General features: G+C 58.6%; 13 protein-coding genes. 5 read left to right on the top strand and 8 right to left on the bottom strand.

The window, feature by feature from the left end; translation table 11 throughout:
* Positions 1-66: 66 nt before the first annotated feature.
* From mnmH to HX811_RS06630, 4 genes are all read right to left on the bottom strand, one after another.
* The gene (gene mnmH / locus HX811_RS06645; RefSeq protein ID WP_008435919.1) at positions 67-1,170 is read right to left on the bottom strand and encodes a tRNA 2-selenouridine(34) synthase MnmH; all 1,104 of its coding nucleotides are present in this window, start codon (positions 1,168-1,170) and stop codon (positions 67-69) included.
* Positions 1,170-2,204 (bottom strand): selenide, water dikinase SelD, encoded by a 1,035-nt coding sequence (gene selD / locus HX811_RS06640; protein ID WP_003211248.1) that lies wholly within the window; start codon positions 2,202-2,204, stop codon positions 1,170-1,172. The genes mnmH and selD overlap by 1 nt, the downstream gene beginning before the upstream one ends.
* A gap of 84 nt (positions 2,205-2,288) precedes the next feature.
* Entirely contained in the window at positions 2,289-3,035 is a 747-nt protein-coding gene (locus HX811_RS06635; RefSeq protein WP_003211245.1) for a TerC family protein, read from the bottom strand.
* 28 nt (positions 3,036-3,063) lie between these two features.
* A complete protein-coding gene (locus HX811_RS06630; RefSeq protein ID WP_023658942.1) occupies positions 3,064-3,327 on the bottom strand; it encodes a hypothetical protein in 264 nt (87 codons plus the stop codon).
* Positions 3,328-3,461: 134 nt separating this feature from the next.
* Between HX811_RS06630 and nhaR the strand changes: the two genes are divergently transcribed.
* Positions 3,462-4,364, top strand: a complete 903-nt coding sequence (gene nhaR / locus HX811_RS06625) for a transcriptional activator NhaR (protein WP_177045279.1) — start codon at positions 3,462-3,464, stop codon at positions 4,362-4,364.
* Positions 4,365-4,368: 4 nt separating this feature from the next.
* Here the strand turns inward: nhaR and HX811_RS06620 are convergent, their stop codons facing one another.
* Positions 4,369-5,523 carry an MFS transporter gene (locus tag HX811_RS06620; RefSeq protein WP_134326894.1) on the bottom strand — a complete coding sequence of 385 codons (1,155 nt, stop codon included), beginning with the start codon at positions 5,521-5,523 and terminating at the stop codon, positions 4,369-4,371.
* Positions 5,524-5,737: 214 nt separating this feature from the next.
* On the opposite strand from HX811_RS06620, the gene sstT reads away from it, so the two are divergent.
* The gene (gene sstT, locus HX811_RS06615) at positions 5,738-6,958 is read left to right on the top strand and encodes a serine/threonine transporter SstT (protein WP_177045277.1); all 1,221 of its coding nucleotides are present in this window, start codon (positions 5,738-5,740) and stop codon (positions 6,956-6,958) included.
* Positions 6,959-7,037: 79 nt separating this feature from the next.
* Here sstT and HX811_RS06610 read toward each other — a convergent pair whose 3' ends face one another.
* Both HX811_RS06610 and HX811_RS06605 read right to left on the bottom strand, forming a co-directional pair.
* The gene (locus tag HX811_RS06610; protein WP_177045275.1) at positions 7,038-10,286 is read right to left on the bottom strand and encodes a hypothetical protein; all 3,249 of its coding nucleotides are present in this window, start codon (positions 10,284-10,286) and stop codon (positions 7,038-7,040) included.
* A gap of 167 nt (positions 10,287-10,453) precedes the next feature.
* Positions 10,454-10,963, bottom strand: a complete 510-nt coding sequence (locus HX811_RS06605; protein WP_003211233.1) for a DUF1993 family protein — start codon at positions 10,961-10,963, stop codon at positions 10,454-10,456.
* A 126-nt stretch (positions 10,964-11,089) separates the two neighbouring features.
* Here HX811_RS06605 and HX811_RS06600 point away from each other — a divergent pair, with 126 nt between their 5' ends.
* Positions 11,090-11,737: a YceH family protein gene (locus tag HX811_RS06600; RefSeq protein WP_003211232.1), complete on the top strand. Its 648-nt coding sequence runs from the start codon at positions 11,090-11,092 to the stop codon at positions 11,735-11,737.
* Positions 11,738-11,957: 220 nt separating this feature from the next.
* Here HX811_RS06600 and HX811_RS06595 read toward each other — a convergent pair whose 3' ends face one another.
* Positions 11,958-12,776: a shikimate 5-dehydrogenase gene (locus HX811_RS06595; RefSeq protein WP_003211230.1), complete on the bottom strand. Its 819-nt coding sequence runs from the start codon at positions 12,774-12,776 to the stop codon at positions 11,958-11,960.
* Positions 12,777-13,017: 241 nt separating this feature from the next.
* Here HX811_RS06595 and HX811_RS06590 point away from each other — a divergent pair, with 241 nt between their 5' ends.
* Both HX811_RS06590 and HX811_RS06585 read left to right on the top strand, forming a co-directional pair.
* Positions 13,018-13,371 (top strand): hypothetical protein, encoded by a 354-nt coding sequence (locus HX811_RS06590; RefSeq protein ID WP_008435927.1) that lies wholly within the window; start codon positions 13,018-13,020, stop codon positions 13,369-13,371.
* A gap of 232 nt (positions 13,372-13,603) precedes the next feature.
* The gene (locus tag HX811_RS06585) at positions 13,604-13,798 is read left to right on the top strand and encodes a hypothetical protein (protein WP_003211226.1); all 195 of its coding nucleotides are present in this window, start codon (positions 13,604-13,606) and stop codon (positions 13,796-13,798) included.
* Positions 13,799-13,896: the final 98 nt, after the last annotated feature.

Genomic DNA, 13,896 nt, shown 5'->3' with positions numbered 1-13,896 from the left:
TCCTGTAGGAGTGCGGTCGAATGTGGGAGCGGGCTTGCTCGCGAAGGGGCCGGCGAACTCAATCAATCACGTACGCCGAGCGAGCCTGTCCCGGAAATACTCCACCACCGCCGCTTGCTCTCCCGCAAACTCGATGCGTGCGCCTTTGCTTTCCCGCTGGAACGCGTACATCGGGTCGTAATACTCACGCAACAACCCCTCAATCCAGCCGCGGTGCAACTCCACCGCGCCGCTGCTGGCTTGTTCTGCCAATGCTTCCTGCATGATCGCGTGCAACCGCGCAAACCGCTCGCCGCCCAGGCGCTTGTGGATATTGCCCAGGCTCTGGGTCAGGCGCTCGGCAAACAGTTCCTGGCCAGTGTCGCCAAACACCGCGACAAACTCGGCGCAGAGGTCCACCACATAATCCTTCAGGATGCGCTCCACCCGGCCTTCAACGCTGTCTTCCAGCCAGACCATCGGGAAGCCCTGCATGCCCTTGTGCAAGGGCAACGGCAGCGCGCAGCTGCCGATCATGCGGCTCTCATCCTCGACCACAAACTGCTCGATACCGGCGGCGCGCTTTTTCAGCAGGTCCACCGCCAGGCGGTTTTCGAAGTCGATGTTGGAAGGTTGCGCCGTAGCGCGTTTGCCGAAGCTGGAACCGCGATGGTTGGCGTGGCCTTCCAGGTCCAGGGCGTTGTTCAACTGGCCGAGCACTTCGGTCTTGCCGGTACCGGTCATGCCGCCCAACAGTACGAAGTCGCATTGCGCGGTGGCGCTTTCAACCGTGTCGAGCAGGAAAGTCCGCATGGCCTTGTAGCCACCGCCCACTCGCGGATAGTCGATACCCGCCTCGGTTTTCAACCATTGCTGGGCAATCTGCGAACGCATCCCGCCGCGAAAGCAGTACAGCAGACCATCCGGATTGGCCTGGGCAAAACGCGCCCAGTGTTCGATACGTTCGGCCTTGATCGCGCCGGACACCAGTTCGTGCCCGAGAACAATGGCCGCCTGCTGGCCTTGCTGCTTGTAACAGGTGCCCACCCGTTCGCGCTCGTCGTCGGTCATCAACGGCAGGTTGACCACCCCGGGAAACGCGCCCTTGATGAACTCGATCGGCGCGCGGGTATCCATCATCGGCCGGTCGTTGAGAAAGATATCGCGGTAATCGGTGATGTCGATGGGCATCAGAACACCTCTACCGCGTTGGTCTGTCGCTCAACCAGTTCGCCGATCGGCTCAAGGTTCAGGCCCAGCTCCGCCGCCACGGCGAGGAATTCGGCATTGCCTTCGGGGGTGACCGCCACCAGCAGCCCGCCGCTGGTTTGCGGGTCGCACAGCACGCGCTTGTGCAGTTCGTTCAGGCGCCCCAGCTTGCTGGCGTAGCTGTCGAAATTGCGCAAGGTGCCGCCGGGGACGCAGCCCTGTTCCAGGTAGTACTCAACCCCGGGCAGGCGTGGGACTTTTTCGTATTCGATGCGGGCAGTTAATTGGCTGCCGTCAGCCATTTCCACCAGGTGGCCCAACAGGCCGAAACCGGTGACGTCGGTCATGGCCGTGACACCGGCCAGCTTGCCAAAACGGCTGCCGGGTTTGTTGAGGGTGCACATCCAGTCACGGGCCAGGCCCACGTCGGCCTCGCGCAGCTTGCCCTTCTTCTCGGCCGTGGTGAGGATGCCGATGCCCAGGGGTTTGGTCAGGTACAGTTGGCAACCGGCGGTGGCGGTGTCGTTGCGCTTCATGTGGCGCTTTTCCACCAGCCCGGTGACGGCCAGGCCGAAGATCGGCTCCGGGGCGTCGATGGAGTGGCCGCCGGCCAGGGGAATCCCGGCAGCGTCACACACGGAACGGCCGCCGCGAATCACTTCCCGGGCAATCTCCGGAGCCAGCACGTTGACCGGCCAGCCGAGAATCGCGATGGCCATCAACGGATCGCCGCCCATCGCATAGATATCGCTGATGGCATTGGTGGCGGCAATGCGGCCGAAGTCGAAGGGGTCATCGACGATCGGCATGAAAAAGTCGGTGGTGGACACCACGCCGCGCTCCTCGTCGATGGCGTACACCGCCGCGTCATCGCGCGAAGCGTTGCCTACCCAGAGCTTGGGGTCGAGGTTCTGTGCGCCACTGCCGGCGAGGATCACTTCCAGTACCTGAGGTGAGATCTTGCAACCGCAACCAGCACCGTGGCTGTATTGGGTCAGGCGAATCGGCTCGTTCATGGGTATCCCTCAAGGCGTCAAGTGGGCGGATTCTAGCAGACAGCAAAAGGCCGACTGCATGCAGTCGGCCTTTATGTTCAGCCCTTAGTGTTTGGCGGCAAGCCGTTTATGCCGGTTGCGTCGCATCATGTTCAGGCACTCGATGGCCGCCGAGAACGCCATGGCCGCATACACATAGCCTTTTGGCACATGGGCGCCGAAACCTTCGGCGATCAGCGTCATACCGATCATGATGAGGAAGCCCAGGGCCAACATCACGATGGTCGGGTTGTCGTTGATGAACTTGGCCAGCGGCTCGGCCGCCACCAACATCACGATCACCGAGACCACCACGGCAATGATCATGATCGGCAAGTGCTCGGTCATGCCCACGGCGGTGATGATGCTGTCGATGGAAAACACCATGTCCAGCAGCAGGATCTGGCCAATCGCCGAGGCGAAGCCCAGGGTCACGCTCGGCGCGCCGGTGTCCACATGCTCCTTCTCGGGGTCCATGCTGTGATGGATCTCGGTGGTAGCCTTCCACACCAGGAACAGGCCACCGGCGATCAGGATCATGTCTTTCCAGGAGAACGACTGCCCCAGGATGTCGATGACCGGCTCGGTCAGCTGCACGATAAAGGCGATGGTGCTCAACAGGCCCAGACGCAGGATCAATGCCATGCTGATGCCGATGCGGCGGGCCTTGGCCCGGTGCTTCACCGGCAACTTGTTGGTGAGAATCGAGATAAAGATCAGGTTATCGATCCCCAGCACGATCTCCATGACGATCAGGGTGGCCAGTGCGATCCACGCGGTCGGGCTGGCGGCCAGTTGTAAAAGGTATTCCATAGGTCATTCCTGGTGTTGTGTGCGGGTATCAGGTTTCTTGGGAGGTGGACTCAGGCTTGCTGTCTTCCTGTTCCGGCTTGTCCGGCTTGCCTTGCGGCGGTGCGATCAAGCCCTTGGTCGCGTCACTCAACGCCTGCTCGGCGGCCTGGTGGGTGTCGTCAATCACTTGCTTGGCCGACTCAGTGGCCTTGCCCAGCAGTTGTTGCGCGCTTTTTTCCGCTTGGTCACAGCCACTGAGCATGACTAATGAAAGCCCAAGTAACGCCGTTGCGCCCAGGGAATTGAGTTTCATGATGCGTTCCTCGTTAGAACCGTCGGGTCCAAGTAGTGGCCCCTCGATAGCGACGCATTCTATGCAGGGGAACACTTCAGGAAAATTCGTATTTTTTTCGTTTATACTTCGGTTTTCACGAAGTATTGGCCGCCATGCTCAATTACCGACAACTGCACTACTTCTGGGTCGTCGCCAAGACCGGCAGCATCGTGCGCGCCTGCGAGCAACTGAACCTCACGCCGCAGACCATCAGCGGGCAGATCAGCCTGCTGGAACAGACCTTTGGCGTGGCATTGTTCCAGAAGGTCGGGCGCCAGCTGGAGCTGACCGAAGCCGGGCGCCAGGCGCTGCCCTATGCCGAGCAGATGTTCCAGCTGGGCAATGAGCTTGAAGCGATGTTGCGCACCCAGCCCAATGAGCAGCAGATCCTGTTCCGGGTTGGCGTCGCGGATGTGGTGCCCAAGTCCATCGTCTATCGGCTGATTGCGCCAACCATGGAGTTGAGCGAGCCTATCCGCATCACCTGCCGTGAAGACAAACTCGAACGCTTGCTGGCGGACCTGGCGATCCAGCGCCTGGACCTGGTGATCTCCGACAGCCCGATGCCGCCGCACCTGGACATCAAGGGCTACAGCCAGAAGCTGGGGGAATGCGGCATCAGCTTTTTCGCAACCCCGGCATTGGCTGACCAGCATCGCGGCGATTTCCCACAATGCCTGCAGGGTGCGCCGCTGTTGATTCCGGGGGCGGAGACGGTGGTGCGCAGCCGTTTGCTGCGCTGGTTTGCCGAGCAGCAGATCCAGCCTCGGATTGTCGGGGAATTTGACGACAGCGCGTTGATGCAGGCCTTTGGCCAATCCGGCAGCGGGATTTTCATCGCGCCGAGCGTGATTGCCGACGAGGTGGAACGCCAGTATGGCGTGGCGCTGATCGGCCAGACGGATGCGGTGACCGAATCGTTTTATGCAATCTCGGTGGAGCGCAAGGTCAAGCACCCCGGCATCGTGGCGATTACCGAAGGTGCCAGACGGGAGCTGTTCACTTCCCTGCCCTGAAGGCTCAGGCGCAGACGGCGCGGGTCTTGGCGGTCATCAGCCACAGCGCCAGCAGGATCGACAACAGGATAAAGCCCGCCGCGGCAAACCCGAGGCTGCCCAGGCCCAAAGTGTCGATCACATGGCCGCCCACCAGCGCCCCCAGGCCAATCCCAAGGTTGGCCCCGGCAATGTTCAACGAGGCGGCAAACGCCGGCGCATGGGGTGCGGCCTTCATCAGTCGCACATGGCTGACCAGAAACAATGCCGCCTGGGTCACGCCCCATACCGCCATCGCCGCCGCCAACCCGATCGTGGAATGGATGGCGGGCACCAGCGCCACCATGCCGGCGATCATGAAACCGCAGAACACCATCGACGCAATCAGCGGATGACGGTCGACCATGCGCCCGCCCAAAGAGTTGCCGATCAGGCCGACCGCGCCAAAGCCCATGAGGCACCAGCCCACTACCGTGCCGTCAAAACCCGCCAGGCGTTCGAGGATGTCTGCCAGGTAGGTGTAGGCGGTGAACATCCCGCTGAACACCAGGATCGACAGCAGGATATGGCCCTGCATCAGCGGGCTGCGCAAGATCTTGAACTGCGAGCGCAGGCTGACCTGGTCGTGCTTTGCCCGGGTCTTCGGCAGGTAGATAAACAGCAGCAGGGCCTTGGCGAACGCCACCACCGCGAGAATGCCAAAGGCGGTGCGCCAGCCGAACATATCGGAAATCAGCGTGCCCACCGGGATCCCGAAGACCGTGGCACACACGATGCCGAAGCCGATTTTTTCAATCGCGCGGCCGGCGAAATCCGGCCCCACAATGTCCACCGCTGTTTCGCTGGCCAGGGCCCAGAACACCGGCAATCCCAACGCAGGAATCAGGCGCGCCAGGGACATGACCCAGATATTCGACGCGATCGCCGCCAGGGTGTTGGCCAGGCCGAACATGATCAGGATCGTGATAAACAGCCGCTTGCGCTCGAACCGGGCGAAATATGCGGTGAGGAACGGGCCAAACGCCGCCACGGTGAAGGCGAACAACGTCACCAGTAAACCGGCCTGGGACACGCTTACATCGAGGTCCCGGGCAATGGAAGGCAACAGGCCGACGATGATGAACTCTGTGGTCAGCACGGTAAAACCGGCTGCCGACAACAGCAGGATCGGAAACAACATCAAAAACTCCAGAAAACAGCGACATCAACGACAGCCCGGAGGGCCCGCTGATAGAGAAGAAATAAGAGGATGGGCAATGTTAACAGAATGTGTCCCATCGTGGTGACGGAACGCCGCACCCGGATTAGACGTTTCCTACAGATGTTAGACTTCGCCCCTGCCAGATTCATGCTGCCTAGCTGCATCTATTAAAAAAACCAGAGACAACCTTTTTATGACTGCTGCCCCTTCCCTCTTTCAACGCCTGATGTCGATCAGCCTGGTCACCCAAATTGTCATCGGCCTGATCGCCGGTATCCTGCTGGCCCTGCTGTTACCCGACGTGGCACAAGCCACCGGATTTATCGGCAAGGTCTTTGTCTCGGCACTCAAGGCCGTCGCGCCCATCCTGGTGTTTGTGTTGGTGATGGCGTCGATTGCCAATCACAAGCATGGCCAGGAAACCCATATCCGCCCGATCCTGTTCCTGTACCTGCTGGGCACCTTTTCTGCCGCCGTGGTCGCGGTGATCGCCAGCACGCTGTTCCCCTCCTCGCTGGTGCTGGCCACCCACGATGTGGCCGTCAGCCCTCCCGGCGGTATCGGTGATGTGTTGCAAAGCCTGTTGCTGAGCGTGGTGGACAACCCGGTCAGTGCGCTGATGAACGCCAATTTCATCGGCATCCTGGCGTGGGCCATCGGCATGGGCATCGCCATTCGCCATGCCAGCGACACCACCCGCACCGTGCTGGGGGACCTGTCCAACGGCGTCACGCTGATCGTGCGCATGGTGATCCGCTTCGCGCCCCTGGGGATTTTCGGCCTGGTGGCCTCGACCCTCGCCACGTCCGGCTTCGGCGCCCTGCTGGGCTACGCACACCTGCTTTTGGTGTTGATCGGCTGCATGCTGTTCGTCGCGCTGGTGATCAACCCGGCCATCGTGTTCTGGAAGCTGCGCCGCAACCCTTACCCACTGGTGCTGATGTGCCTGCGGGAAAGCGGGATCACCGCGTTTTTTACCCGCAGTTCGGCGGCCAACATTCCGGTCAACCTGGCGTTGAGCAAGCGCCTGGGCCTGCATGAAGACACCTACTCGGTGTCGATCCCGCTGGGCGCCACCATCAATATGGCCGGCGCAGCCATCACCATCACCGTGCTGACCCTGGCCGCCGTGCACACCCTGGGCATTGCCGTGGACATCCCCACCGCCGTGCTGCTCAGCGTGGTCGCGGCGGTGTGTGCCTGCGGCGCGTCGGGGGTTGCCGGGGGCTCGCTGCTGTTGATCCCGCTGGCGTGCAGCCTGTTCGGCATTCCCAGCGAAATCGCCATGCAGGTGGTGGCCGTGGGCTTCATCATCGGCGTGTTGCAGGACTCGGCGGAGACCGCACTGAACTCGTCCACCGACGTGTTGTTCACCGCTGCCGCGTGCCTGGGCAAGGAAGAACAAGCCGCGTAGACCTTGCGCGCACAAAAAAGCCCGGGGCGGTTCACTCCAGAACCAACTCGGGCCTTCACGATGCCGGGACGTCTATCAGCTAGGACATATCATTTTGAGGAACAAACGCCTGAAGTGGCATCCCATATCTCTGATTGGTTCTCGGATCCAATCGGTACCATTTACCGGTAATCTCATCCAGCTGAGCAAGAATATTTGGCGTATTCGCGCCGTTTTCAGTGCCCTGCACAGCGCCTTGTGGCTTATTTTGATAAACCCGATCCACACTGCGATTCGCCGAAATCACCTTCCAGGTAAGTGTCCCTTTACCCAGCGCAGAAAGGTGCAGTGGCAACCCCCTGGTCAGGACGGCCTTGCCCCCCGCAAACGGATTCGCAGCACCGATGAGTGCCCGTGCCCACCTGCCCGTCACACCCCCACGCCCCAACTGACCCCCAACCTTCACTACCTTCGAAATCTTACCGAGTGCTCCTACACCGCCGACAACGAAACCAAATATGTCAAATGCAAGGAAGGTAAGCCCCTCACCAATTTTTCCTTGGCTAAAACTATGAATTGCCGACGCACCCGGTATCAGCGCACGGGTCACCGCTTGTATTGTTTCAAATTCGGTCACTTCAGTATCGAAAGTGGTAAGGCCCTTGGCTGCGTTGACCACTTTTTCTCGCTGCTCAGTTGTAAAAAAATGGCGCGTCACTGCATCTGCAATGTGCTGTGTCCTCTCCGAGGTAAAGGTTTGTATGCGGGGCAAAGTTGGTTTTGAGCTCCGCACCTGCCCGTCGATTTCAATTTCAACAATGTTGGTATTGGTGTGCATTTCGCGCTTGGAATCACCCGTGGAAACTTTTTTCCATTCGCCTTGCAGCCCCAAGGTCAACCCGTCTTTCATGTCCTCCCGACGACGTAGAGTCCCTGTAGTGGGATTGATTTCGTACATCATTTTCTTGCCTTCATACAGCGTATGGATAAATATCGAACCGCTGGTAATTTCCTTATTATTATGGGCTCGATTCTTCAGTCCCCGAGTTCTTACTATGTCATTCGTTGTACTAAAATTTTCCATGCCATAGACTTTGAACTCACCAAACTGCAGTGCGTTCTTATCCTCTTCTGGCAGCAACGACATCATGTGTTTGACGGAAACACCCATCGCACCTTCCAGTCCCTCGTAATATTCATTGACATGTTTTTCGAAGGCTTCATTTGGGGAAGGAAGAAATTGAAGGTCTCGGGCTATTTTTTCAATAGGAACGTCAGTTTCATCGGAGGTCCATACCGTATGTGTCTGCGGCATCAAAAAGATATCCAAAATTGAGTATGGACCTTTCAAGTCTCGCTCACGCTCCGCAGGCCAGATTGCTTTCTTGTTGAAATCTATCTTGCCGTATTTTTCCGGGGGGAAACGTTCTTCCAACGCATTGAGCGCCAATTCTTCGCGAGAGTTTAATACTGTGCGTTGCGCCTCTGAAGCAGTTGTCAAGGCATCGAAACGGTCGCTGGCGAGAGTGCGAGCCTGCTCAATCTCTTCGTCCGTGTAATTGTTATCTGCACGCTTATCGATGGCTCCGTCTGCCACGGCCCAATGAATCAATCCTTCTTGCGCCGCCAATGCCTGCACCTGTTTTTCCGCGACAGTAATGGGTCTTTGGTCTTCAGCCAGCAATTGCGCATAGGTTTTAGTCGCCGTCACCCCTGGAGCACGCATATCCGCAACGGCGACGATGGACTTCAAACTGATCCAGGCCTGCGAACCGTATGTCACGTTATCCGGGATGTGTCGCACCAGTAATTCCGGAGCGTGCTGCGATAACAGCAGGTAAGCCGCAACCGGAGCGTTATCGCCATAGGTCTTGCGCAAATGCTCGGTAAACGCCTTCAACACAAACGTCAGCGGCTTACCCCAGTTTTCACGCGCTGAGAGATCAAACCCGGCCACTTTGTTCTTCTCGTCCGGGTTCCACAATGCATCCTGATTGAGGCCTATCTGGAGAGCCGAAAGCGTCCAGTCTTCAACACTGCCTGCACCTTCGAACCTGCTGCGCAACGCTTTGCCCAGGGCTTGCGCGGCAGGGCTTTGCAAGAGCCTCAAGATAAGCTCGCGTGGCTCCTTAAGCTCATCTTCAGACCATTTGACAGTTTGCGTCAAATAACCGAAGGCATTTTGACTCAACTTCAGCGCATCGAATTCGGGCAAGTTCATCGCGTTATACGAAACGGCATCGTAAATCTTCGTCTGCTGCTCTGTATCGAGAGGAGTTGGCCACGACAATCCACCACCGAGGTCACCGAACATTTGCGGGTATTGCGGATCACGAGACAGCTCTTTGATCAGTGTATTCAACTCGTCCTGGTTAGACGGCACTTCAATACCCGTGCCTGTCATGAACTGCAAAAGGTTGACTTTCTTGCCGGTCATAGGCTGGTTATCCAAATGGAAACCCGAGTCGGGATCCAGCGTAATCTGCTGAGATTGCAGATAAGACAGCAACCCCTTATCTCGATCATATGCCGGTGGAGCGGGATTCCACTTGTAATTGAAGTCATGAAGTGACGCCTGCTTATCAAGATAAACTTCCGCCCCAATATAAGCGCGACTCAGGGCATGCTGGAAGGTAACCAGGTCGCGTTTATTGGCAGATTGCTGTTTTTGAACCGCGAGGGTTTCTTCAGTCCGCTCATCGCCTACACCCGCTGTTGCAAATGCATTTGTTTCTTTCAACACTTGAGCACGTTGTCGATCCTGCACGGGATCATTATGAATAGTTTCACCATAGAACCGGGCAATCAGGGAGAGTGGTGCACTGTCGGCATACAGAGCTGCGTGTGTGATCCCATCGGGTGCATAGGCTTTGAGAGCAGCCAGAATAGGCCCCGCCAGGGCTGCCCAGGGACCACTGTTTGTCGATGTAAAACGTTCCTGCCGGTAGTTCCTCCTGACACTCAAGGATCCGTCAGCATTGATTTGGAGACTGGAGAGCGTGTAACCGCCCTTATTAAGCCACGCTAAAAGGTCCTTATCTTCAAGCACATTACGCAACTGTGACCGCCACTGGCCAAAAGATGAATGGGCCGGGATATTCGAGACAGTGGTTTCTTCATCAGGAGTACGACTTTCAAGCGCCTGTGCATAAAGAGCAGCAAGTTCGCTGTTGCCCTGCTCGCGCTGAGCGGCCACCGAGGACGTTTCGCTACTATGTAAGTCACGCTTGGGTCTACTCGGCACATCCTTCTGAGCCAAGGCAACGCCTTGTGGCAAGGGCTTATCAAGTGTCGCGTCGAAATAAGCACTTCCACTGGGTGTCGCCGTGATGTGAGAGGAGATAGCCATACAATTCGTAGCCTTGTTAAAGTTAATTACACGTAAGTGATTTCTCCTTGAGGTGCGGTTCCAATGGCATATGTAACGAAACCCCGGCGCCCAATAAAATATCCCACGCATAAAAAAGCCCGGAGCGATTCATTCAAGAACCGCTCCGGGCTGCTTTCAGGCCGGGCTTAGAACGCGCCCATGTAGTCGCGCTTGCCCACTTCCACGCCGTTGTGACGCAGCAAGGCGTAAGCGGTGGTGACGTGGAAGAAGAACTGCGGCAGGCCGTAGCTCAGCAGGTACGACTGGCCGCTGAAGCGCTTCTCTTTCGGGGTGCCAGGGCGAGTGATGATTTCGATGCCTTCTTTACCGTCGACCTGGGCCGGGGTGATGGTGTCGATAAACGCCAGGACCTTGGCGATCAGCGCTTGCAGGTCGGCGAAGGTGACTTCTGTATCGTCGTATTTCGGAACTTCGATTTCAGCCAGGCGGGCAGAAACGCCTTTGGCGAAGTCGACGGCGATCTGCACCTGGCGCACCAGCGGGAACATGTCCGGGTACAGGCGTGCCTGCAGGAAGGCGTTCGGGTCGATGTTCTTGGCGGTGGCGTGGGCCTCGGCCTTGTTCAGCACATCGCTCAGGGCGTTGAGCATTTGCTTGAAGACCGGGAGGGAAGCGGCGTACAGGGAAATAGTCATGACAGTCTCGACAGTTGTGGCAGGGTTTGAAACAGCCGCGATTATAGACATGCCGGCCACCGGCGCCGCTTGTCTTTTATTTTTTCAGGATTAGGCTAGTGAGCTCACTGCATTAGGGAAAGCGCGATGACCACCGAGCACGACACCACTTCCGAAGAGCCGCGCCTGAACAGCACGGAAATCCGCATCCTTGGCTGCCTGATCGAAAAACAGGCCACCAGCCCCGAAACCTACCCGTTGACCCTCAACGCGCTGGTGATCGCCTGTAACCAGAAAACCAGCCGCGAACCGGTGATGAACCTCAGCCAGGGCCAGGTTGGCCAGAGCCTGCGGGCCCTGGAAGGCCGCGGGTTTACCCGGCTGGTGATGGGCAGCCGCGCCGACCGCTGGGAGCATCGGGTGGACAAGGCGCTGGAGCTGGTGCCGGCCCAGGTGATTCTCAGCGGGTTGCTGTTCCTGCGGGGGCCGCAGACGGTCAACGAACTGCTGACCCGCAGCGGGCGCATGCATGACTTTGAAGACGCCGAGCAGGTGGTGCATCAACTGGAACGCCTGATTGCCCGTGGGCTGGCGTTGTTGGTGCCGCGTCAGTCGGGGCAGCGGGAAGATCGGTACATGCACGCCCTGGGCGACCCGGCGGACATTGAAGCGATCCTGGCGGCACGTGGGAATCCGGTGGAGCGTGGTGCGGGAAGTGGGGTTTCCCTGGAGCGTATCGAAGAGCTGGAAGCGCGGATTGCGGCGCTGGAAGAGCGCCTTTCGCGGCTCGAGTAATGTTTGTGGAGAGTGAGCCTCTGTGGTGATGGAGCTCGCTGTGGAGGGTGAGCTTGCTGTGGCGAGGGAGCTTGCTCCCGCTGGAGTGCGTAGCGCTCCCATTTTCTTGGGGCTGCTGCGCAACCCAGCGGGAGCAAGCTCCCTCGCCACAAAAGCTCACTCTCCAAAGCGAGCTCCCTCGCCACAGCAAGCTCACTCTCCACACCGTCAGCGGTGATGCTCAGCTCCGGGCAAATGCCACCGCCGCCTGAAACTGTTCATCCGTCGGCCGCACGCCGGTGTACAGCACAAACTGCTCCAACGCCTGGATGGCGATCACTTCCAAACCGGTGATCACGCGCTTGCCCTGGGCCCGTCCACGCAGGATCAGTGGGGTTTCCGAGGGAATCGCCACCACATCGAAGACCGTCTCGGCCGCATCAACCGCGTCAGCTTCAAACGCCAACTGATCCGCTTCCGCCCCTCCGGTCATGCCAATCGGCGTCACGTTGACCAGCATTTGCGGGCGCAAGGCACCCAACTGCGCCTGCCACTCATACCCCAGGCTCTGGGCCAGCGCCCGCCCCGCCTCTTCATTGCGCGCCACGATCACGCCCTTGGCGTAGCCGCCATCGCGCAAGGCACTGGCCACCGCCTTGGCCATGCCGCCACTGCCGCGCAGGGCGAAGGTCGAGTCCTTGGGCACCTGGTGCTTGTGCAGCAGTTGCTCGATGGCGATGTAATCGGTGTTGTAAGCCTTCAAATGCCCGTCGGTGTTGACGATGGTATTGATTGACGCAATGGCCCGCGCCGAATCGTCCAGCTCATCCACCAGGGCAATACACGCCTCCTTGAACGGCATCGACACACCACAACCCCGAATGCCCAAGGCCCGAATGCCACCGACGGCGCCCGGCAGGTCCTGGCTACTGAAGGCCTTGTAGTAGAAATTCAACCCCAACTGCTCGTACAGGTGGTTATGAAAGCGCAGGCCAAAGTTCCCGGGGCGCGCCGACAGCGACATGCACAGTTGGGTGTCCTTGTTGGGATTCATCTGCATCGGTAACTCCTTGAAGCCATTCCAGAGGCGGTTTCGGATAGACGGAATACCCGCGCCGGCGGGTTGTCATGGATCATACGCACTGTGCCCGGCCACTTGTGTAAGCCAACCGATACAGACCTTACACAACCTTTACCTATCGGCTGTGCTGTTTTTTAGAAATACGCTGTCTTAAAAGTATCCCCGCGACAATCCTTGAGTCGATTGATTGCAGACCATGAGCGCAGGGGCTAACCGAGGAATGACCATGATTCGTAAACTCCCCAAGATCGCCTTGCTGATCGGCGCACTCGCTATGGCAGGACAGGCCTCCGCCCACGGTGGTGGTTGGGGTGCTCCGCTCGCACTGGGAGCCGTTGTTGGTGCAGTGGTAGGCGGCTCGATCGTCGCCAGCCAATCGCGGCCGGTCTACGTGCAACAACCGGTGTATGTCCAGCCGCAGCCGGTGTATGCCGCTCCGCCGCCGGTCTACTACGCACCGCCACCGCCTGTGTATGTGCAACAACAGGTTTATTACCGCCCGGCGCCGGTCTACTACGGCCCACCGCGCGGCTACTACGGCCCTCCACACGGCTATTACGGTCGCGGCTGGTAAGCCTCAACTGATACACCTGAACAGGCTCCGCCCTAAAAGCGGGGCCTTTTTTTGGCCTGCAGGTCTGAATAAATCTCGCCAAGGTCTTTATAAGGACAATGGCTGTGGCCAAATCCCACATCATTGCCCTCAATAGGCGCTTGCCCGAACGGGGCCTGCGCTGTCATGTTTGTGTCTCAAAAGGCTTCCACTATCAACACTGTCCGACCAATAACAACAAGGACGATTGCCCATGCCCACGCAAAACCCACATCGCACCGCCGGCCTCTGCACCTCGAGCAAGGTCTATAGCGTACTGACGGAGCTCAAGGCCCTGGAAGGCCATCGCAACGCCAAGTTCCTGTCCTTGCTGACGGAAAACCTGGTGCGCAAGGGCCTGCTCAGTGAACAGGAAGTGGTGCACATGCTTGACCAGGTTGTCGACTGACTGATCTCTCGATAACAGTGATGTCGACTATCGAGCGGGTTAATTTTCACTTAAGGCCTGCACCCCGTAATGTCACCTCCATCGCTTATTGGAGGTCG

This window comes from Pseudomonas sp. F8002 (genome assembly GCF_013385495.1).
GTDB lineage: Bacteria > Pseudomonadota > Gammaproteobacteria > Pseudomonadales > Pseudomonadaceae > Aquipseudomonas.
Note: the sequence above shows the minus strand (reverse complement) of the source record. Positions and strands in the feature narration are given on the sequence as shown.